Origin of the sequence: Pediococcus claussenii ATCC BAA-344 (assembly GCF_000237995.1) — a bacterium.
GTDB lineage: Bacteria > Bacillota > Bacilli > Lactobacillales > Lactobacillaceae > Pediococcus > Pediococcus claussenii.
The window spans coordinates 819,118-840,810 of sequence record NC_016605.1 but is presented as its reverse complement, the minus strand read 5'-3'; the positions used below and the strand labels follow the sequence as shown (position 1 = coordinate 840,810).

The following is a 21,693-nucleotide window of genomic DNA, read 5'->3' as shown; positions in this document are numbered from 1 at the left end:
CCTTAACCTTTCTGATAAACAGTAATTTTTGTAATGCCATATTCTTTAATGTTACTAACATTAAACTGTCCAATTTTATCTGATAACACTGTTTCTAAATTAGTTTCACAAATTATTTTGGCATCTGCTCCCAATAAATTCAAATTTTCCATTTTAAGGATATCATTTTCAATTTTTTGTTGGGCATAGGGCGGATCTAGAAAAACCAGATCAAAACTAAGGCCATCCCTACTAAACTTATCTAGAATCTTATGGCTATCTGACTTTAGAACCGAAAATTTAGTTTCTTGTTTAGTTACTGCTATATTTGACTTAATAGTTTTTATTGCAGCAAACTGCCGATCAATTAAATACGCGTGATCTGCTCCACGGGAAACTGCTTCTATGCCTAGTCCACCACTACCTGCAAAAAGATCCAACACTAGCCCACCATCAAAGTAAGGTCCAATCACGTTGAAAACTGCTTCCTTAACCTTATCAGTAGTTGGTCTAGTCTTAGTTCCTGGAACCGCTGTTAAACGCCGACCACCAAAATCACCAGATACTATTCGCATAGTTATCCCTCCAACATATCATCATCTCTGTATACTGTTTTTAGTTTTGACCTTGGAGAAATATATGCCGACTTAACAAAATTTAAACTTTTAATCTTGCGAACTGTTCCAACTGCATTCGCTTGATCCGTATAAAGAATGGCATATTTTTGTTCCTTAGAAACATAAAAAAGGCTACCAAACCTTTTAAGTTGGTTTACCTTTTTCAGATTCGAGATAAAAACCGTAATATTCTCTCGCTGATTAAATTCCATGTAATTACTTCCTCAGTTTAATTTCTCTTTCCTGTGTTGCGCTTATGTTTAACAGAAGACCAATACATACAGTTAAAACAACCATACTAGAACCACCATAGCTAATAAATGGAAATGTAACTCCAGTGATCGGAAGCATACCTATTACACCACCAACATTAAAAAACGTTTGAACGGTAAAATACGTTGCAATACCATAGCAAATCATGGTTTGATACATACTATTAGCTCTGATCCCTAAAATGATAGCTCTAAAAATAATCAATGACAACAATCCTATAATTAAGATCACCGTGATCAATCCTAATTCTTCTGCAACTACTGACATTATGAAATCAGTATTAGCTTCCGGAAGATAACCCTTCTTTTGAATACTATTTCCTAAACCTACTCCGAATATTCCTCCATTACCCAATGCATAATATGAATTAACTAGCTGATTTCCTGCTCCTTTAGCCAACTCAAAAGGATGCGCAAAACCAACAATTCTTTGTAGCATATAGTTTGAGGTATTAATATTGATTCGTGACGCAACCGCCATCAAGAAAAATACACCTGTAGCAATTCCAGCAAAGATAATTCCAATTCCCTTGCGGTAGTCAACACCAGCTGCAAAAAAGATTACCAGTGCGATTGCTGAATTAATTGCAGAGCCCCCAAGATCATGTTGTAAATAAGTCAAAATGACAAATATAAAAACCATTACTATCGGGCTTCGATAAAACGACATAATATCATTATCGATTTCTAGGCGATCGCGATGCTTAGTCAGAATATTTGAAAGATATAAAATAAAAAATAGTTTTAAAACTTCCGATGGTTGAATACTAATTGGACCAATAAAAATCCATCCGGTAGCTCCGTTGGTATTCCGACCAAAAAACATCAAATAAAAATACGCTAAAAACATTACTGCCGTAAAATATTTGATAAATCTTTTGCCCCTAAACACTTCTAACCTCAATTGAAAGGTTATAAATGTTATTAATACACCCATTAATACGTAAGCTATTTGCCTCATTAAAAAGCTAAAAGCACTTTTTCCATTCGCTATTATATAATAATCTGCGCTCGCAGAATAAACCATGATAATACCAAATACACATAAAATTAAATATGGTATCAACACCCAATAATCAATATATCTAAGTTTTTTTAACACAAAGAATCATCCTAAAATGTATTTTTGTCACGCCTTTTATTATATCCCAAAAATTCTATTATAAAATAAAAAGAGAGTGAAACTTCACCCTCTTTTCAAAATCTTATTTTCTGCCGCTCATTTTACGACGCTTAGCAGCCTTTTCACGCTCATTTGTATTCAAGATTTGCTTACGCAAACGAATACTTTCTGGTGTGATTTCACAATATTCATCTTCATTTAAGAATTCTAATGATTCTTCTAGTGACATGTGTAATGGAGCTTTAACCTTTGCAATATCTTCAGATCCAGCAGCACGAACGTTAGTTTGATTACGTCCACGGGTAATGTTTACTGAGATATCATTATCACGACTGTTTTGTCCAATAATCATACCTTCATAAACCTCTGTACCAGGGTCAGTAAAGATTAATCCACGATCTTGAACAGCCATAATAGCATAAGTAGTAACCTTACCTGAGTTAATCGAAACTAAAGTACCATTACGACGTCCAGGGTTCCAGTTCTTAATTACAGGCATGTAACTTGAGAAAGTATGGTTCATAATTCCATACCCACGTGTCATTGAAAGAAACTCAGTTGAATAACCAATTAAACCACGTGATGGAGCGATAAATGTTAAACGAGTTTGCCCATTGTCAGTAGTTTCCATATTCTGCATCTCACCCTTACGTTGAGATAAAGAATCAATTACGGAACCAGTATACTCATCAGGAGTATCGATTTGAACTGTTTCAAATGGTTCACTCAATTGTCCATCAACTTCTTTATAAATAACTTCTGGACGTGATGCTTGCAACTCAAAGCCTTCACGACGAAGTGTTTCAATTAGAATTGATAAATGAAGTTCCCCACGACCGGAAACTGTCCAAGCACCTGGATCGTCAGTATCTTCAACACGCAATGAAACATCAGTATGCAACTCTGTCTTTAGACGTTGCTCAAGTTGTCGAGAAGTAACAAATTTTCCTTCTTTTCCAGCAAATGGTGAATCATTTGTACGAAATGTCATCTGTAACGTTGGTTCGTCAATTCGTAAAATTGGTAGTGCTTCTGGATGTTCAGCGTCTGCAACCGTTTCACCAACAAAGATATCTTCCATTCCAGAGATTGCAATCAAATCTCCAGCTTTGGCTTCATTGATTTCCAAACGTTTCAAACCAAAGTAACCAAATAATTTAGTTACTCGGAAATTCTTCTTGCTTCCGTCTAACTTCAGAACCGAAACATTATCTCCAACCTTAATCTTGCCGCGAAATACTCGTCCGATTCCAATTCGACCAACAAAATCGTTGTAATCTAACAAGGCAACTTGGAATTGAAGCGGTTCATCGCTGTTATCAACAGGAGCAGGAATAGTATCAACAATTGTGTCAAAAACCGGCTTCATAGTATGTTCTTGATCTTCAGGATCATCAGAAAAACTTGAAGTCCCATTAAGTGCTGATACATAAACAACCGGGAATTCTAACTGATCTTCATCAGCCCCCAGATCAATAAATAGATCCAATACTTCATCAACAACTTCGCTAGGACGTGCACCTGGTCGATCAATTTTATTAACGACAACGATTGGTGTTAAGTGTTGTTCTAAAGCCTTTTTTAAAACGAAACGTGTTTGTGGCATTGTTCCTTCAAAAGCGTCAACAACAAGCAAAACTCCATCAACCATTCGCATGATTCGTTCAACTTCACCACCAAAGTCAGCATGTCCTGGTGTATCTAAAATATTAATCTGTTTATCACCATAACGAACCGCTGTATTCTTTGATAAAATTGTAATTCCGCGTTCACGTTCGATTGCATTAGAATCAAGAGCACGATCCTCAATTTGAACGTGTTCGTCCAATGTGTCTGATTGTTTTAATAATTCATTAACTAATGTTGTTTTACCGTGGTCAACGTGAGCGATAATGGCAATATTTCGAATGTCTTCTCTAAGTTTCAAATCAATTCTCCCTATTCACTTTAATTTTTTATTTAAAAATGCGTTTTAAACATAAAAAAAGCTGTGACCTTGCCGTCACAGTGGAAATTACTTAATCCATCAGGTCGAGTATATCCGCATGAGCTTTCTTAGTAGCTACTAACACAACGCTTGATTTTAGCATATTCGGCGCTTTACCGTCAAGATTGGTTGTCATTAAATCAAGTGCAATTGCTAAAGCTCTTCCGGCAGCAAAATCCCAAGGATGCAAATTTGAAACATAGGCAACCTGCTTTCCTAAAAGAACCCTCATAAATTCAATTCCAGCACTTCCAATTACCCGTACTCCTAAACTGGCCTCTTGGATACTAACAAAATTAAACATATTATGCGCTAACATTGGTCCGCTTAATCCCACTAAACCATTTACTAAAGAAACATTTTCGGGTTGCTGTAACTCTTTTCCGTTCAGTGTCACACCTATATCAGGTCCACCGGCGATCAAAATATTCTGAACAACATCGATGATATAGCCTAAAAGGGGTTCACCGTCTTCATACAAAGCGATCATAACCGCAAAATTATCACGCTGTTTTACAAAATTGAGAGTACCATCAATTGGATCAATTACCCAGATTAAACCTGATGTTGACACGGGATTATTAGCTGCATCGCCCTCTTCAACCAAAAAATTTGCTTCTAAAACTTCAGATAATTCTTCTTTTAATTTTTTTTGGTTTAATTTATCAAGGCTGGTCACTAAATCACGACGACTGGTCTTCTTTTGCACCTCAAAATCACCAGCCATTTTTTCAATTAAAAATTCTCGATCTTGTTTAATAATTTTTACAACATTTTTATTTATTCTGTTAAGTTCTTCTTTATTCATACATTATCAATCCTTATCCTTTTAACGTCATTACTTAGTTGTTTTATTACAGTGTAAGCCTCTAAACCAGAATTATTTCTAAATTCCCGAAAAATTCTTTTTTGTTCACTCTTATTTGGAATAACACGTAAAAATAGATCATACTTTTTCTGCATATCTGTTCTTGCAACGCCGCTTTCATAAGCTTTTTCAATCAAACTAAAAAAATCTACAACGTCTGTGATCTCTTGCACATTCCAATCTTCATTAAGCGGATACGAAAAGTTTTCTTTCATTAAAATACGCCCTCCTACATTTTAATTTGAAATAAAGTCACCAATTATATTATTATTAAATAGTATACAACAGGAGGTACTTAATTTGATTAAAATGAATAATATAACACGCGATGGTGATCCAGTACTTAGAAAACGTGCTGCGAAAGTTGAATTTCCACTTTCTGCCGAAAACAAAAAGGCTGCCAACGACATGATGGAATACTTAAAAAATAGTCAAGATCCAAAAATTGCTGAAAAATATCATCTTCGCGCAGGGGTTGGCCTAGCTGCTCCCCAGATTGGCCTATCCCTTCAAATGGCTGCTGTTCTTGTACCAGGTGCCGAAGGAAAGATTGATTTGGAGGAAGTTTTGATCAATCCGGTAATTATTAGTCAATCCGTTCAAGTTGCCGCGCTAGATGAAGGGGAAGGCTGTTTATCTGTTGATAAAGAAATTCCTGGATATGTGCCCCGTCAGGACCGTATCACTATTAGATACCAGAACTTGGAGGGCCAAACCCAAACCTTGAAATTAAAAGATTATCCTGCGATCGTTTGTCAGCATGAAATTGATCATTTAAAAGGAACACTATTCTATGACCATATTAATAAGGAAAATCCACTTTCAATTGCAGACAATGCAATTTTAATCGGATAATATAAAACGGAAAGGGTTATTATGCCTTTTCCGTTTTTGTATACCTTCATAACCTATTTAAATCTTTTAGATAATCAGATGTTGCTAGATTAACTACATAGGCAACATCTATTTCAAGAACGTTATCCCGACTCCAAAGATCTGAAACAACCAATGAGGGCTTCCCCTCCCAAAACAATCTGTTTTGTTGACAATATTCGATAAAATAGCCATCAATTAACTCTTTTAAATTTTTACTCTGTTTATCTGATAAATCATGATCAATTGGAAATTTGTAATTATATGCTAACACGAGGTTTCCCCAAACATCCGCCACAGATTTTCCAGAATGAACCTCTTGTAAACCCCACTCTTTTATTTCATCCTTCTGAACTAAATCACGCATTGCCAAATCCACAGCATGTCTGCCATTCTCGATCACAATTTTGGATGACTTTTTCCGTCTTAAATTACGCATGTAAACCATTAACATTCCGAACAAGATTAAAAGTAAGATCACACAAATTATAATGACCATATAATCACCTCTTCGATTATATTAACATTATTGCTCTTACATAGCATTATTAAAGGCCATATGCTAGAATATTGTAAGATGCGTTGTGCGGGACAACTAATTGAACGGAATAATTTTTTGTTAAACCAATTTAAAAATGTTAGATCAATTTAAAATAAGGAAGGTTTTTTATGATTTATAAAGTATATTATCAAGAAAGTAAGGCTGCTATGCCTAAGCGCGAAAACACACATTCTTTGTACATTGACGCTACTAACAAGTCCGAGGCAATTGCTCGTGTTGAGAATAACAACTCGTTTAATGTTGAACAAGTGGAACTTTTAGAAGGAAATGCCCTAGAATATGAACAACAAAGTGCTAGCTATAAATTAGTGGAGTACTAAACAATATGAACAAAATTAAAATTAAAAATAATGAAACCTCAGTTTATGCTATCGGAGGTTTAAATGAAATTGGAAAAAATACTTATGGTATTCAATTCCAAGATGAAATTATATTAGTTGATGCCGGTATCAAATTTCCTGAAGACGAACTATTAGGGATCGATTATGTAATTCCAGATTACCAATATTTAGTGGCTAACCAACAAAAAATTAAAGCTCTTGTGATCACCCATGGACACGAAGATCATATTGGCGGAATTCCGTTTCTTTTACAACAAATCAATGTTCCAATCTATGCCGGTCCATTAGCTGCTGCCCTCATTCGAGGAAAGCTAGAAGAACATGGCTTGGTTAAAACAACTGAGATTCATGAAATAAATGAAGACACTGTTTTAAAATTTCAAAAAACAAGTGTTTCATTTTTCCGTACTACCCACTCCATTCCTGATACCCTTGGAGTTGCTGTCCATACCCCATCCGGTGTTATTGTAGAGACTGGTGATTACAAGTTTGATCTTACACCAATCACTCATCAGCCGCCTAACCTTCAGAGAATGGCTCGATTAGGTGCTGAAGGTGTTCTTCTCTTAATGTCAGATAGTACAAACGCTGAACGCGATGAATTTACTAAATCCGAAAAATGGGTTGGAAAGTCCATTCGAAAAATTTTCGACGAAGTGCAAGGTCGAATTATATTTGCAACATTCGCCTCAAACATCTCAAGAATCCAAATGGCCACTGAAGCTGCTATTAAACATGGTAGAAAAATTGCCGTTTTTGGTCGTTCTATGGAGACCGCGCTTGTAAACGGTCGTGAGCTAGGTTACTTGGACATCCCCGATGAGGCTCTCGTAGATAGCGAAGAAATTAGACATCTTCCCAATGACCAAGTTTTAATCATGTGTACAGGTTCGCAAGGTGAACCAATGGCTGCTCTAAGTAGGATTGCCAATGGCACTCATCGTCAAATTTCAATTGAACCCGATGATACTGTTGTTTTCTCAAGTAATCCGATTCCTGGTAATACAACTAGTGTAAATCGTGTTATCAACGAACTTGAAGAAGCTGGCGCTACAGTCATTCATGGAAAAGTAAACAATATTCATACATCCGGTCATGGTGGACAAGATGAACAACGTCTAATGCTCCGTTTGATGAAGCCAAAATTCTTCATGCCAATTCATGGTGAATATCGCATGCTACAAGTGCACACAGAATTAGCAAGAGATTGTGATGTCCCTCTTGACCATAGTTTCATAATGTCCAATGGGGACGTGCTAGCACTAACCAAAGAGTCTGCACGCAGAGCTGGCCACTTTAACGCTGGTGACGTTTATGTGGACGGTAACGGTGTTGGCGACATCGGTAACGCAGTGCTTAGAGATCGACAACTGTTATCAGAGGAAGGTTTAGTGGTTGTTGTTGCAACAATTAATCTAAAAACAAAGATGATCACGGCTGGTCCAGATATTTTATCTCGCGGTTTTGTTTACATGCGGGAATCTAGCGAACTAATTAATGAAGGTCGACGATTAATGTTTCAAACAATTCGCAATGCCATCAGGTCACCACATGCCAATGAAGCATCAATAAATCGTGCAATTATTGACGATTTACAGGAATTCTTATTTGATAAAACTGAACGCCATCCTATGGTTGTTCCAATGATTATCACCGAATGATATAACAATTAAAAAGAGTTGCAACAAAACCTTGTTTTGTTGCAACTCTTTTTAGACTCTTCAACAATATTTAACTTCCAAAATTAATGAAAAATAAACTCTATGAATATATAGTGGTGTGAACAAAATATCATTGACTCTACCCATTATGATGCCCAATAACATCGATAAAAATAAATTTAGAGCAGTAGAAACTATTCCAGCACAGACATTGTACAAACTTTCATTAAATCCCAACTCGCCTTAGATACGTTATTAAAAACAATTAAGACCACCATACTCTAACAGTCGTGTAAAGGGCATCAATAAGAAATTTAGATGTATTATTCAAACTGGTTATGGTTATAGCCAATTGACAACATTTGCGAGATCGAATCATAATTCAATTTAAACCTTGTAGCAAAAAAAGAAAACCAATTCGTAAATGAATCGATTCCCCTGATTTTACTCATCAATACTATTTGACATAGAACCAAAACAAAAAGGCTACCGTTTATAAACAAAACGGTAGCCTTTATTTAAATTTAGTTTACTGAACCAGCAAAACTTGGGTAGAAGTATGATGAAAGTGATTCAACTTGAACGTTCTCACCAGGTTGTGGTGCAGCAGCAAATTGGTTATTACCAAGATAAATTCCAACATGACATGTGCTACCATGTTCGCCCCAGAATAGTAAATCTCCTGGGTTTGCTGCAGATACAGATTTGTCAGTAACATAGCTTTCCATAGCTACAGTATAACTAGGAAGATATTGACCAGTCGAATGTGCATATACGTATGAAACAAAACCAGAACAGTCAAATCCGGCAGGAGTCTTACCTCCCCATACATAAGGAATTGTGTTATTAGCTAACTGGCGAGCAACAGAAGTTACTGAACCGGATACGTTAGCATTTTCATTAGTATTATTTGCACTTGAAGAAGTTGCTGCACTACTTGAACTAGCAGCGCTATTTTGGCCAGCTGCACTAGATTGCTGTGGTGCTTGGCTTGCAGCAGAACTTTGTTGAACTTGTTCGTTATTTGCAGAGCTAGCTGGTGTTTGAACAGCACTTGATTGTTGTGGTGCTTGGCTTGCAACTGAGCTTACAGGTGTTTGGGCAGCACTAGAAACCGTCGTTTCAGTTTGTACTGCTGAACTAGCTGTTGATGACGCTGGTACTTGACTTGCAACAGAGCTTACTGGTGCAACACTAGCTGTTGATGATGCTGGTGCCTGACTTGCAACAGAGCTTACTGGTGCAACACTAGCTGTTGATGATACTGGTGCCTGACTTGCAACAGAGCTTACTGGTGCAACACTAGCTGTTGATGATGCTGGTGCCTGACTTGCAACAGAGCTTACTGGTGCAACACTAGCTGTTGATGATGCTGGTGCTTGACTTGCAACTGAGCTTACTGGTGCAACACTAACTGTTGATGATGCTGGTGCTTGACTTGCAACTGATGATACAGGTGCTTGGCTTGCAACTGATGATACAGGTGCTTGGCTTGCAACTGATGATACAGGTGCTTGGCTTGCAACTGATGATACAGGTGCTTGGCTTGCAACTGAGCTTACTGGTGCTTGACTTGCAACTGAGCTTACTGGCGCAACACTTGCAACTGGTGTTTGTACTACTGGTTGTTGAACAACAGTTTGTACAACAACATTAGCTGCGGGCGTTCCAGCAACGGGAACCAAGAGTACTTGACCAACATGGATTAGATTGCTATTTAAGTTATTTGCTGCAACGATTGAGTCAACAGAAACACCGTATTCATTAGCAATTGCTGAAAGACTGTCTCCACTCTTTACAATAACTTTTGAAAATTGTGATTTTTTAACTGAAACTGTTTTAGCTTTTTTATCAGGTACTTGTAAGGTTTGACCAGTAAAGATTAAATGACTTTGAGGGTTAATATTATTTAATGATTCAATACTCTTAATTGAAACACCAAACTTTTGTGAAAGAGCCCATACTGTGTCATTGCTTTGTACTTTAACTGAGTCTGCATGAGTTGCAACTTGTGAACCACCTGCTACTAATAAACCGGCACCAGCTACACCTGCTAACAATAATTTTGATTTGCTTGATTTTGAATTAGAAACCATATTTAATTCGTTCACTCCTTAGAATTTGCGTTTTATACTTTTCGTTATTCAAAAAAGATTGATTTTGTAATTTTTGCACTGAAATAATCATAGCATGTGCCCTATCCATTGCAACTTTTTTCAACAAGGCAATTTTATAAATATCTTCTAATCCCTTTTGTATCAATGGATAAAAGATTTAAAAAAATTTAAGCTTTTTTATAAAAAAATAATCCTAAAATCCTTTATTTCACTAAGTTTGTAGTAACATTACGTCAATGTTACAAAAACAAAAGAATGTTACAACTAAAGTAACATTCTTTTAGGAAGTTTAACCCATTTATTCATTTCATGAAAATTTATACAGCCTTTTTCAATTTTGGTTTCCAAATTCCCATTATAGTTCCGGCAACTAAGGCACCTACTATTATTGATACCACATAGAATATTTTATGATCTGCAAGACCAATCACCCATAAACCACCATGTGGAGCTGGGACACTAACTTTCCAAAACTGACTAAGTCCTCCACCAATTGCAGATCCGATTACACTTGACACAATCACTCGTAGCGGATCTGCTGTTGCAAACGGAATAGCTCCTTCTGTAATAAATGAAATACCTAAAATCCAATTTGAAATTCCAGCCTGACGTTCTGTTTCAGTGAATTTTGAAGGCCAAACTGTCGTTGCAACGGCAGTGGCAAGTGGCGGAATCATACCTCCTACCATAACTGCTGCCATAAGACTACCATCTTTTGTTGAAGTATATGCTGCAATAGCAAATGCATACGCTGCTTTGTTAAATGGACCACCCATATCAATGGCCATCATACCTCCTAGAAGTGTTCCTAGCAAAACTGCGTTCCCTGTACCCATTCCCTTTAAGAATGTTGTAACCCATGCATTTACACCCGCAAATATTGGATTAACAATAAAGAACATTAGACCGCCTACTAATAGCAATCCTAGTATTGGGTAGATTAGCATGGGCTTCAATCCTTCAAGGCTTTTAGGAACCCACTGGAATATTTTTTTAAGCCAGTTAACTATTACTCCGGCTGCAAAACCTGCGATTAAGCCACCAATAAAACCGGCAACACTCGTAGTATGAATAACACTTGCTGCAGCTTGTGTTGCCATATAACCACCAATGAAACCTGGCATCAACGCTGGTAGATCACCAATTGACTGTGCAATAAATCCGGCCAGAATTGGAATTAAAAATGTAAACGCATATGTTCCAATTTGATTTGGAAATGTGAACCACATACTTGTTGATGGAACACTTCGTTCAATTAGAAATGAAATTGCCATAATGATACCGCCACCAACAACAAACGGTAACATATGTGATATTCCATCCATTAAGTCTTTGTATATTTCACCCCAAAAACTACCATCACTAGTGGATTCTGTTTCTCCGTCGGCGCCGGTTGAATGATAAATTGGAGCTTGGTCCGCTAAAATTGAATCAATTAATTCTCCAGATTTATTAATACCATCAATAACTGGGCGGTTTAAAAGTTCTTTCCCGTCAAATCTGGCCATCTCAACTTTTTTATCAGCTGTTACAATTACACCTGTGGCTCTTTCGATATCATCTTTCGTTAATTTATGCTTTACCCCTTCTGATCCATTTGTTTCAACTTTTATGTCAATTCCCTTTTCTTTTGCACTTTTTATAAGAGCTGCTTCGGCCATATATGTGTGTGCAATTCCGTTAGGACATGCTGAAACGGCAACGATGAAAGGTTTTTCACTACTTTCAATTTTAGAAGAATCAGCCTGATCTTCTTTTTCTTTTGCCTTCTCAGCATTTTCAAACAACTGCCAAACCTCATCTGACGAACCAGCCTTTTTCAAGTCATTTACAAGTTTAGGATCAATTAAAAGACTTGATAATTTGGCTAAAGCTTGTAAATGCTCATTATTAGCTCCCTCAGGTGCTGCAATCATGAAGAACAACTCTACAGGTTTTCCATCAAGTGAATTAAAATCCACCCCATCACTACTCTTCGCAAATAAAACTGCAGCTTGCTTAACAGATTTATCTTTGGCATGAGGCATTGCTATTCCATCGCCAATACCAGTTGTAGACTCCTCTTCGCGTTTAACAATTCCTGCCTTGTATGAATCTTTATCCCCTATGATACCTTCTTTAAACAATTTATTGACCATTTGATTAATTGCATCATCCTTATCCGATGCCTTTAAATCTAGGATCATTAAATTTTGTTTTAATAATTGTTTAATTTCCATCAATTTTCACTCCTAACTTTTTTAACGTTAATTTCTGAGTAAACTTTTTTAATCATCAATTTGTCGGCAATATCTAGTGAAAATGCCGTTGCACTTCCACAAGCAAGACCCCTTTTAAAAGCAGTTTCAACATTTTTATTCTGATAATATTCACCAATAAATCCGGCTAACATTGAATCCCCAGCGCCTACAGAATTTATCACTTGACCACTAGGTGCATAACTTCGATATACCTCTCGTTTTGTGACAAGAATTCCGCCATCACTAGCCATTGAAACAAGAACATTCTGTGCACCTTTATTAATTAGTTCTCGAGCCGCATCAACTATTTCATCATCTGACTTCAGACTTCTTCCAACAATCGCGCTCAACTCATGATTATTTGGCTTTATAATGATTGGATGCTTATCTAAAGTTTTTAATAAAGCCTCACCGGTTGTATCAACAGCAAATTCTGCTCCAGCAGCTGTGATCATGTTAATCAATTCTAAATATAGTGACTGTGGTAAATTTTCCGGAATACTTCCAGAAAAAACAACAACATCCTTTGCTCCAACCTTTAAAAATGTTTTTTTAAAGGTTTCAAGTTCTTCTACAGAAATTTCGGGCCCTTTTGCATTAAGTTCTGTTTCTTTTTCTGCATGGATTTTTACATTAATTCTTGTATCATCGGCAATTTCTGTAAAATCAATATTAAGCTTTAATTCACTTAACGCTTCAGTTACAAAGTGACCAGTAAACCCACCTACAAAACCTAAGGCAGTATTCTCAACTTTCATTTCGTTTAAAATTCGTGAAACATTGATTCCTTTTCCGCCAGGAAACTTAACCGTCTTTTCCAATCGATTTACTAAACCCATTTGTATTTTGGGAAGCTCAACAACATAATCAATTGATGGATTCAGAGTTACCGTATAAATCATTTATCTACCTCTACATATTGAATATTTTGATTATTTAACACCCAATCAGGGTACTTTTCTGCAATTAATTCCACTTCTTCTACGTCTGCAACCTTTGCAAAGGTTGTTGTATCAAACTTTGAATAATCTAACATGCAGTATGCTTTCTTTGAATGTTTTAAAACCATTTTCTTGATTTCGGCTTCCTGAGGATCAGGTGTCGTTAATCCATTCTTTAAAGTAACTCCATTAATTCCAATAAATGCTCGATCAAAGTTCAAATTTGAAATTTGCTCTAAAACCTCCATTCCCGTAATGGCCCTCGTGCTTAGTTTTAGTTTTCCTCCCAATATATATGTTTCAATTTCACGTTCTGATAAATTATTAGCAATGTTAACGCTATTTGTAACAACCAATACGTCTATTTTAGGATTTAAATATTTTACAAGTTGTTCCGTTGATGTTCCCGCATCTACGAAAATAACCTCATTACTTTTTACCAATTGAGCAGCTTTTTTACCGACTCGCACCTTCTCATCAACGTGTGCATGTGCTTTAGAATTAAAATCGGGTTCTTCTTGTAAACTTGCTTCAATTAGCTTGACCCCTCCATGGAGTCTCACTAATGCGCCTTGATCTTCAAGTTTCCTAACATCCCGTCGAATCGTGGCTATTGAAGCACCCGTGGATGCAGTGAGCTCTTCTAAACGGATAATTTTCTTTTGGTTTAACATTTGTAATATCTTTTGTTCTCGAAGTTCTGTAAGCACTTTCATAACCTCCCTAAATAATATAACACCGCATTCAATCAAAAACAATCGTTTTCAATCAAATGCGGTCAAAATGTTTCATATTCTATTCAATTTCTTCTTCAATGGTATCCTTTAACGTTTTTTGTCGATGGTGTGGCAACTGGACATCAAATAAATCAAGGAAGAATGCCACCAGTGGTATTCCCACTATCAATCCCCATGGGCCGAACAACTCACCACTGATGATCAAAGTAATAAACGTTGTAAAAATCGGCAGGTCTGTTGCTCCGGCCATCAACCTTGGATGTAAGAAATACGATTCAAATAAATGAACAATCAATACTAATACCCAAACCTCTAGCATTGGAATCAGTCCACCTGCTGAAAGAGCAATGACACTCAATGGGAACAGTGAAATAATAACACCTGCAACTGGTACCAATCCTAAAGCAAAAACTATAATTGCCAACACAAGTAACTTTGGAACCCCAATGATCCACAATCCAATTGTCATAAGGCAAGTATTAATTGAACAAATAAGCAGTTGTGTTTCAACAACGGTTCCAAGAATCGTTATAAACTTTTGCGATAAATAAAACACATATTTAAAGAACTTAGAATACTCACTTTTCATAAAAGAATGTCCAAATTCGATTAGATGGTTAAAAGTTAAGTTATAAATCAAACTTAAAAATAGCGCTAAGATAACATGTTCAATACTTCTTCCAACATGCTCTAACTTTGTTAATCCGCTCACAGCAAGGCTCTGACTATTTTTAACGGCTTCCGTATTTTTTGTAAAGCTTGTTACTAAAGTATCAATCTGTTTACTCAAAGCCGGAGAATTTGCAATTGTTTTTTCAACTAAGTTAGGTATGCCTTTAAGTTGTGCGTATAATTCCGAAGCCGAAATAGAAATCATAAAAACAATAAACGAAATTAACAAAATATAAAATACTATTGTTCCAATAGCTTGATTTAAGTGCAACCACTTTCTTAAAAAGTTAATCCCAGCGTGGCCAATATAAGTAAAAATAATTGTTAATAGTATTAACGACAGAAAATTTTTTGCCATACATATTACAAAAATCATCAATACTAAAGTACCAAACATTTGAACTTCTCGACGTTTTAACTGTTTAATAAAAAAATCCATAACCTCCACCCCATTCGTTAAGATAAAAGGCAGCGAAAAATCTTTCTGAGATTATCCGCTGCCCTCTTTTTCTAAAAATTATTTTTTTAATTGGCTTCTGAATAACGGTGCTAGTGGCTCATTGTTGTGTACCATTTTTATCGCACTTCCAAACAGTGGCCCAACTGAAAGCTGAACCAACTTTTCAAATTGTTTCTCCTCACCAACTTTAATAGAATCTGTAACAATAACATTTTCTAATAATGAGTTCTGTAAAATTTGAGAAGCACTTTTCGAAAAAATAGGATGTGTTGCACAACCATATACTTTTACTGCACCAGCATTTTTTAAAGCCTGGGCAGAGATTGTAATTCTAGTTCCAGTATCAATCATATCATCGATTACAATGGCTGTTTTGCCTTCCACATTTCCAATAATCTCTGTTGGAATTTCCGTGATACTTTCGATTGATTCTTCATTTCGATTATCAATAATTGCAATGGGAGTACCTAATATTTCAGCCAATGTTCGCGCTCTCGATACACTGGCATGATCAGGTGAAACCACAACCATTTCTTCGGGATCAAAATCACGGTCAAGAAAATAACTAGCCAACAAAGGTGCTGCCACTAGATGATCAACAGGAATATCGAAAAATCCCTGAATTTGTGGCGCATGGAGATCAAGGGTTAAAACACGTGTTGCTTTATCCATTTCAAGTAAGTTAGCGATTAACTTAGCCGTAATAGGTTCACGTGAACGTGCCTTACGATCTTGACGTGAATATCCATAATACGGAATAATTACATTAATTTGGCTAGCACTTGCTCTTCGCAAAGCATCAATCATAATCAAAAGTTCCATTAAAGAATCATTAATTGGATCCGAAATTGACTGAATTACGAAAATTTCAGCACCTCGAATACTTTCTTCAATATCAACCTGAATCTCGCCGTCACTGAATTTCTTTATAGACGCTTTCCCAAGTGAAACCCCGGCTTCGTCTGCAATCTTTTGTGCCAACTCTGGATTAGCATTCAATGAAAATATTTTGATACGTCGCTCTTTATCTGCCAAAATTTATTCTCCTAATTTAAATTGAATTTACATTGTAATTATGCCAATAATTCGCTATTCTTTCAATAATCAATTCATGAAATCATAAGGGGAAATGCCTTTCATGCCAATCATCGGATCTACATTATTATTAATAATACTAACTTTCACTCTACTTTCTTCTACTTTTACATTTTGTCCGTCATCTAATTCACTAGAACTATCTTCTTCATAGATACCTGTTAATCTCAAAATAAGAGTTGTTTTACGGTTTGAGGCAACGTGCTCAACAGCAGTTTGATAGGCACTTTGTTCACCCAATAGTATTAAAAAAGACGAAGCTCGCGTAATTCCCGTATACAGCAAATTTCGTTGCAACATTCTTGAAAACTGATTAACAAGTGGCATTATTATCATCTTAAATTCGCTACCTTGTGATTTATGGATAGAAATGCAATATGCCAAGGTTAATTGGTTCCAATCAGTTTTACTATAAGTCACTTCAGTTTCATCAAAATTAACTATGATATGCTGATTAGCACCCTTAGAAACCATTCCTACAATTTCGCCGATATCGCCGTTAAAAACATTATTTTCTGGAGCATTAACTAGTTGCAAAACTTTATCACCAATTCTAAATTCTTGATCTCTAACCATTATTTTCTTAGGATTCGGCTGTAACGGCGGATTCATGATCCGTTGTAAGTGTTTATTCAACTGATCAACACCTGCACTACCACGGTACATGGGTGACAACACCTGAATATCAGCTTTACTAAAACCTCGGTCCATGGCTCGATCGACGACTTGTTCAATGATATCCTCTACCTGATTTGCATGCGCTGTAAAAAATGATCTATCACTTTTATTTTGTGTAAAGTCCTCTGGTAATTGTCCTTTTTGGATTGCGTGTGCCAGGTCAGTAATTGTTGAATCACTACTTTGACGGTGTACATTATTTAATTTAACTGTTGGAATACAATCACTCTTAATTAAATCATGAAAAACTTGTCCGGGTCCGACAGAAGGCAATTGATCTTGATCCCCAACAAGAACAACTTGCACACTAGTATCTGTTGCCTGAATTAGTTTTTTAAAAAGAGCAACATCTACCATTGACATCTCATCAACAATTAATAGTCCCCCACTTAATTCAAGCTCTTCATCAGAGGTTAAACTATCATTACCGTTGATTCCTAACAAACGGTGAATGGTCTTAGCGGGAACATTTGTTACTTCTGTAATTCTTTTAGCTGCCCGTCCAGTTGGTGCCGCCAACATAATTGGAAAATGACTGTCTGTATATTGATTAGGATCTAGCGAAAGTTCATGTAAATCAGCATACGTCTGTAAAAAGCCTTTAATAATAGTTGTTTTACCAGTACCAGGTCCGCCAGTTATAATTGAAATAGGTGATTTTAACGAATTTAAAATGGCATTTCTCTGCGTATCATCATACTTAACATTAATCTTTTTTTCAGCATTTCGAATAAGCTTTTTAAATAATCCAGCAGGTACTTTAACGTCTTTTTGATTAGTAAGTAATTTGATTTTACCTGCAATAATCAATTCCGCATTATACATCCATTTCAGATATACTCGATTGTCATCCCCAACAATTCGATCCTTTTTTGCTAACTCAATAACTTGGTCAGCAATTTTTTCTAGGTCAACATTTTGTCCATCCACTTCCAACAAATTAGAAACTTGCATCACTAAATCTTTCGAAACAATGTATGTATTTCCGGTATTGTTATACCACTCATTAATGACATGCAAAATTCCAGCATCAATTCTACTAGCAAAGTCAAAACCAATTCCAAACTGCCTTGCAAGTTGATCAGCCTTCTTAAAACCAATCCCTTCAATGTCAATCGCAAGTTGATAAGGATCCTCTTCGATGATTGATAGGGTTTTTTCTTGATATTTCTTAAATATACGAGCAGCAATGGTACTTCCAAATCCGTATGCACTCAATCCCGCAATGATTTTTTCCATACCGTCGGACTGACTAATCACGTCATAAATTGTATCTTGTTGCTTCGTTGATAACCCTAAACCTTTTAATACACTTTTATCAGAGGAAATCATGTCAATAGCGTTAGTTCCTAATGTATTAACAATCTTTTCAGCTGTTTTTTTCCCAATTCCTTTAAAAACACTACTAGAAAAATAAGTAATTAGACCATCTAAACTAGTTGGCTGAGTTCTACTGTACGTTTCCACCTGCAATTGTTGTCCATATTTAGGATGGTTAACAACCCTTCCAATAAAGCTATATGATTCACCCTCTTGTAAGTCAGCAAAACTACCTGTCGCAACAATCTGATCCTCCTCCCAATCAAAATCATTCTCATCAACGTCAACTAAAACAACCTTAAAAAAAGAATCAGGGCTTTCGAAAAAAATCCCTGCAATCGAACCAACTAAGTGGGCTTGTGATACCTTTTCCGTGTCATTATTTCTAAATAAATTAATTTCTTCAGCCATTTATTCAGAATCCCTTCCATTGTTGATCAAACTATCAATATCAATTAATCGATTTTTATTTTTTTCAAATAGTTCACTATCAAATGCCTTTGCATCCTTAAAAAAGTGGTTATCTAACCCTCCATCATGGAGAACCATTTCAATAATTCCACGATTGAATAAAGAACTAGCATTTCTAGAATCACCGCTCAATACAATATCATAATAATGCTCGGCCGAATCTAAATCACCCATGGCAAGTGTAATATCACCTAACAAACTATTAATAGATATATCATTCGGTTGTTTTTTTTCTTGTGCAGTTAGTGCAAAAGCAAAAGCAATCTGATACTTATTTTGTGCAAAATATGACTGAGCTATCATTTGATTAGCATCCGGTTGTAGCTTTTCAGAATTTATCCTTTGCATTATTTGAATTGTTTTATCATATTCAGATTGCGTATAATAAAGATTTCCAAGGCCAAATTGAATCAAATCAACTCCGTCAGCATCTTGGACGCTTCCCAACGCTTTATTCAGCAACTCTTCTGCCTGATCAAAACTTTGTTGTTCGATTAGTAAGGCCGATAAATCAAAATAATTTTCTGCTTTTTGGGGATCACTATCAATTTTTTTTATGAGCTCATGAACAATTTTATTTTGTTTTTTATTCTCTGTCATTCTAATCTCCCCTAAATTAAATCGCTTGCATCCAATCTTTTATGTAAATAAGAAGTATCATTCCAATCAATCAGAGTATACGACTTGCCCTTATCTGTAGTTTCTAGGATGGTAGTACTGGTGTTAGCTAGCCCGCCTCTTTTTCTTAAATCCTTTAAATCAATACCTAATAATGAATTAATTAATGCGTTCAATGCTGCTCCATGACTAACAATGATTATTTTATCCTCCTTAAAAGGATAACGCTCAACTATTCTTTGAATCACGGGTCTCATCCGTTCAATTAATTGTTGAAATGATTCCCCATGAATGTCTGAAGGATCATACTGGTCAGGATGATTTCGAAATGCATCAACTTCGCGTGTATAGATACGTTCTGTATCGACAAACTTCATTCCTTCCATTAAACCAAGGTTAAACTCTCTCAAGCGACTTTCGACCGAGATAGGCGTCGGATAACCTTGTATTACTTCTAGCTCGTGTTGCAAAGTTCTTCCCGTAATTCTTGCTCTTCTAAGTGGACTTGTGTAGATTCTTTTAAATGAATTCTCACTTAAAAATGATGCCAATTCTTTTATTTCAACAAAACTGGATGGCAACAATTCTGAATCACCCTTAGCTCCTTGGTACCGTCTTTCCAGGTTCCATTTCGTTTTTCCGTGACGAATAAAATATAACTTTGTCATATTCAACACCCTATTTCTATAAAATCAATTTTTATTTTAACATTTTGTGCGAGGAGATGTCTTTCAGAATACTGCCACTCTACTAATATCTTTTTATTTAAAATAAAAAAGTGAAACACAACAAAAAATTGTCATGTTTCACTCTTGATTATTAATTAAACATATTGTAATTGCTTTGCATTACTATATGCAGCATCAATGATACCACCACCAATGCACTCATCACCATCATACAAAACAAGTGCTTGTCCTGGAGTTATAGCTCGGGCTGGCTCGTCAAATGCAACAGTAACTTGACTAAAATCGTCACTAAAATGAACCGTTACGGGAACATCTTTAGCACGATAACGAAACTTTGCAGTACACTTAAAATCATGTCCCCGCTCCGCACCAAGCTTATTAACAAAATGCATATCAGAGGCATCCAAGTGAGTTGCATATAGATTAGGATTCTCGAATCCTTGTCCAACATATAAAATATTCTTGGAAAGATCCTTACCAACAACAAACCAAGGCTCATTATTTTCGGAACCTCCACCAATACCAAGTCCACGTCGCTGACCAATTGTGTAATACATAAGACCGGCATGCTCACCCATTACTTTACCATCCATCGTCATCATTTGCCCAGACTTAGCTGGCAAATAATTACCCAAGAACTCTCTAAAGTTCTCTTCGCCAATGAAACAGATTCCAACTGAATCCTTCTTATCAGCGACCGCAAGTCCAGCTTCATGAGCGATCTCACGAACCTGTGGCTTACGCATTCCACCAAGTGGAAACATAACACGATCCAACTGATCCGCACTCAATTGGCTAAGGAAATAAGTTTGGTCCTTATTATCATCAACCGCTCTCAATAAATGCTGATGCCCATTCTCATCACGTTCTGCTTGAGCATAATGCCCAGTTGCAACATAATCGGCACCAAGACTGATTGCATAGTCTAAGAAAGCCTTGAACTTAATCTCATTATTACAAATAACATCAGGATTAGGTGTGCGCCCTTTTTTGTATTCATCCAAAAAATACGTAAATACACGGTCCCAGTACTCTTTTTCAAAATTAACAGAATAATAAGGAATACCAATTTTAGCCGCAACCTTTGCTACATCCTTATAATCTTCCGTGGCAGTACAATACCCGTTTTCGTCAGTGTCATCCCAATTTTTCATGAACACACCAACAACATCGTAACCCTGCTTCTTAAGCAAATATGCTACAACTGAGGAATCAACCCCACCACTCATGCCAACAACAACGCGTGTGTTACTGTTGTCACTCATCTATATCACCATCATTTCTTTCAGATTCTGGAGAATCTACGATTGAAGGTCGTATAAATCCAGTAACAATAATTCTAGCACTAATTAAAAGTAATTACACAGTTTTC

At 36.2% G+C, this 21,693-nt stretch carries 20 protein-coding genes; 3 read left to right on the top strand and 17 right to left on the bottom strand.

Annotation, left to right across the window (positions count from 1 at the left end):
- Nucleotides 1-2: 2 nt before the first annotated feature.
- The 6 genes from rsmD to PECL_RS03985 form a co-directional block, all read right to left on the bottom strand.
- Nucleotides 3-554 carry a 16S rRNA (guanine(966)-N(2))-methyltransferase RsmD gene (gene rsmD / locus PECL_RS04010; RefSeq protein WP_014215310.1) on the bottom strand — a complete coding sequence of 184 codons (552 nt, stop codon included), beginning with the start codon at nt 552-554 and terminating at the stop codon, nt 3-5.
- Nucleotides 555-556: 2 nt separating this feature from the next.
- Nucleotides 557-808: a YlbG family protein gene (locus PECL_RS04005; protein ID WP_014215309.1), complete on the bottom strand. Its 252-nt coding sequence runs from the start codon at nt 806-808 to the stop codon at nt 557-559.
- A 4-nt stretch (nt 809-812) separates the two neighbouring features.
- A complete protein-coding gene (locus PECL_RS04000; RefSeq protein ID WP_014215308.1) occupies nt 813-1,970 on the bottom strand; it encodes an FtsW/RodA/SpoVE family cell cycle protein in 1,158 nt (385 codons plus the stop codon).
- Nucleotides 1,971-2,073: 103 nt separating this feature from the next.
- Nucleotides 2,074-3,918 (bottom strand): translational GTPase TypA, encoded by a 1,845-nt coding sequence (typA, locus tag PECL_RS03995; protein ID WP_014215307.1) that lies wholly within the window; start codon nt 3,916-3,918, stop codon nt 2,074-2,076.
- A 91-nt stretch (nt 3,919-4,009) separates the two neighbouring features.
- Nucleotides 4,010-4,786: an inositol monophosphatase family protein gene (locus PECL_RS03990; protein ID WP_014215306.1), complete on the bottom strand. Its 777-nt coding sequence runs from the start codon at nt 4,784-4,786 to the stop codon at nt 4,010-4,012.
- A complete protein-coding gene (locus tag PECL_RS03985) occupies nt 4,783-5,061 on the bottom strand; it encodes a UPF0223 family protein (RefSeq protein WP_014215305.1) in 279 nt (92 codons plus the stop codon). The genes PECL_RS03990 and PECL_RS03985 overlap by 4 nt, the downstream gene beginning before the upstream one ends.
- A gap of 85 nt (nt 5,062-5,146) precedes the next feature.
- Here PECL_RS03985 and def point away from each other — a divergent pair, with 85 nt between their 5' ends.
- Complete coding sequence (def, locus tag PECL_RS03980; RefSeq protein ID WP_148265541.1) at nt 5,147-5,701, top strand: peptide deformylase; 555 nt, start codon at nt 5,147-5,149, stop codon at nt 5,699-5,701.
- A gap of 46 nt (nt 5,702-5,747) precedes the next feature.
- Here the strand turns inward: def and PECL_RS03975 are convergent, their stop codons facing one another.
- Nucleotides 5,748-6,218, bottom strand: coding sequence for a hypothetical protein (locus PECL_RS03975; protein WP_014215303.1), 471 nt, complete (start codon nt 6,216-6,218; stop codon nt 5,748-5,750).
- Between the two features lie 170 nt (nt 6,219-6,388).
- Here PECL_RS03975 and PECL_RS03970 point away from each other — a divergent pair, with 170 nt between their 5' ends.
- On the top strand, nt 6,389-6,601 hold the full coding sequence (locus PECL_RS03970) for a DNA-directed RNA polymerase subunit epsilon (protein ID WP_014215302.1): 213 nt from the start codon (nt 6,389-6,391) through the stop codon (nt 6,599-6,601).
- A gap of 5 nt (nt 6,602-6,606) precedes the next feature.
- Nucleotides 6,607-8,283, top strand: coding sequence for a ribonuclease J1 (gene rnjA / locus PECL_RS03965; RefSeq protein WP_014215301.1), 1,677 nt, complete (start codon nt 6,607-6,609; stop codon nt 8,281-8,283).
- A gap of 524 nt (nt 8,284-8,807) precedes the next feature.
- Here rnjA and PECL_RS03960 read toward each other — a convergent pair.
- The 10 genes from PECL_RS03960 to mnmA form a co-directional block, all read right to left on the bottom strand.
- On the bottom strand, nt 8,808-10,379 hold the full coding sequence (locus tag PECL_RS03960) for a C40 family peptidase (RefSeq protein WP_014215300.1): 1,572 nt from the start codon (nt 10,377-10,379) through the stop codon (nt 8,808-8,810).
- 338 nt (nt 10,380-10,717) lie between these two features.
- Nucleotides 10,718-12,619, bottom strand: a complete 1,902-nt coding sequence (locus tag PECL_RS03955; RefSeq protein ID WP_014215298.1) for a PTS fructose transporter subunit IIABC — start codon at nt 12,617-12,619, stop codon at nt 10,718-10,720.
- Nucleotides 12,619-13,542 carry a 1-phosphofructokinase gene (pfkB, locus tag PECL_RS03950; protein ID WP_014215297.1) on the bottom strand — a complete coding sequence of 308 codons (924 nt, stop codon included), beginning with the start codon at nt 13,540-13,542 and terminating at the stop codon, nt 12,619-12,621. Before pfkB ends, PECL_RS03955 begins: the two co-directional genes overlap by 1 nt.
- Entirely contained in the window at nt 13,539-14,297 is a 759-nt protein-coding gene (locus PECL_RS03945) for a DeoR/GlpR family DNA-binding transcription regulator (RefSeq protein ID WP_014215296.1), read from the bottom strand. Before PECL_RS03945 ends, pfkB begins: the two co-directional genes overlap by 4 nt.
- Nucleotides 14,298-14,376: 79 nt before the next feature.
- Nucleotides 14,377-15,429: an AI-2E family transporter gene (locus PECL_RS03940; RefSeq protein ID WP_014215295.1), complete on the bottom strand. Its 1,053-nt coding sequence runs from the start codon at nt 15,427-15,429 to the stop codon at nt 14,377-14,379.
- 78 nt (nt 15,430-15,507) lie between these two features.
- On the bottom strand, nt 15,508-16,485 hold the full coding sequence (locus PECL_RS03935) for a ribose-phosphate diphosphokinase (protein ID WP_041534595.1): 978 nt from the start codon (nt 16,483-16,485) through the stop codon (nt 15,508-15,510).
- Between the two features lie 69 nt (nt 16,486-16,554).
- Nucleotides 16,555-18,954, bottom strand: a complete 2,400-nt coding sequence (gene recD2, locus PECL_RS03930; protein WP_014215293.1) for an SF1B family DNA helicase RecD2 — start codon at nt 18,952-18,954, stop codon at nt 16,555-16,557.
- On the bottom strand, nt 18,955-19,614 hold the full coding sequence (locus PECL_RS03925) for a tetratricopeptide repeat protein (RefSeq protein WP_014215292.1): 660 nt from the start codon (nt 19,612-19,614) through the stop codon (nt 18,955-18,957).
- 11 nt (nt 19,615-19,625) lie between these two features.
- A complete protein-coding gene (locus tag PECL_RS03920; RefSeq protein ID WP_014215291.1) occupies nt 19,626-20,300 on the bottom strand; it encodes a histidine phosphatase family protein in 675 nt (224 codons plus the stop codon).
- A 155-nt stretch (nt 20,301-20,455) separates the two neighbouring features.
- Nucleotides 20,456-21,586, bottom strand: coding sequence for a tRNA 2-thiouridine(34) synthase MnmA (gene mnmA / locus PECL_RS03915; RefSeq protein ID WP_014215290.1), 1,131 nt, complete (start codon nt 21,584-21,586; stop codon nt 20,456-20,458).
- Nucleotides 21,587-21,693 lie beyond the last annotated feature (107 nt).

Coding starts and splice junctions, on each gene's coding strand:
- rsmD (WP_014215310.1), bottom strand. CDS start 554: ATGCGAATAGTATCTGGTGATTTTGGTGGTCGGCGTTTAACAGCGGTT.
- PECL_RS04005 (WP_014215309.1), bottom strand. CDS start 808: ATGGAATTTAATCAGCGAGAGAATATTACGGTTTTTATCTCGAATCTG.
- PECL_RS03990 (WP_014215306.1), bottom strand. CDS start 4,786: ATGAATAAAGAAGAACTTAACAGAATAAATAAAAATGTTGTAAAAATT.
- PECL_RS03985 (WP_014215305.1), bottom strand. CDS start 5,061: ATGAAAGAAAACTTTTCGTATCCGCTTAATGAAGATTGGAATGTGCAA.
- PECL_RS03975 (WP_014215303.1), bottom strand. CDS start 6,218: ATGGTCATTATAATTTGTGTGATCTTACTTTTAATCTTGTTCGGAATG.
- PECL_RS03970 (WP_014215302.1), top strand. CDS start 6,389: ATGATTTATAAAGTATATTATCAAGAAAGTAAGGCTGCTATGCCTAAG.
- rnjA (WP_014215301.1), top strand. CDS start 6,607: ATGAACAAAATTAAAATTAAAAATAATGAAACCTCAGTTTATGCTATC.
- PECL_RS03960 (WP_014215300.1), bottom strand. CDS start 10,379: ATGGTTTCTAATTCAAAATCAAGCAAATCAAAATTATTGTTAGCAGGT.
- PECL_RS03955 (WP_014215298.1), bottom strand. CDS start 12,619: ATGGAAATTAAACAATTATTAAAACAAAATTTAATGATCCTAGATTTA.
- pfkB (WP_014215297.1), bottom strand. CDS start 13,542: ATGATTTATACGGTAACTCTGAATCCATCAATTGATTATGTTGTTGAG.
- PECL_RS03945 (WP_014215296.1), bottom strand. CDS start 14,297: ATGAAAGTGCTTACAGAACTTCGAGAACAAAAGATATTACAAATGTTA.
- PECL_RS03940 (WP_014215295.1), bottom strand. CDS start 15,429: ATGGATTTTTTTATTAAACAGTTAAAACGTCGAGAAGTTCAAATGTTT.
- recD2 (WP_014215293.1), bottom strand. CDS start 18,954: ATGGCTGAAGAAATTAATTTATTTAGAAATAATGACACGGAAAAGGTA.
- PECL_RS03925 (WP_014215292.1), bottom strand. CDS start 19,614: ATGACAGAGAATAAAAAACAAAATAAAATTGTTCATGAGCTCATAAAA.
- PECL_RS03920 (WP_014215291.1), bottom strand. CDS start 20,300: ATGACAAAGTTATATTTTATTCGTCACGGAAAAACGAAATGGAACCTG.
- mnmA (WP_014215290.1), bottom strand. CDS start 21,586: ATGAGTGACAACAGTAACACACGCGTTGTTGTTGGCATGAGTGGTGGG.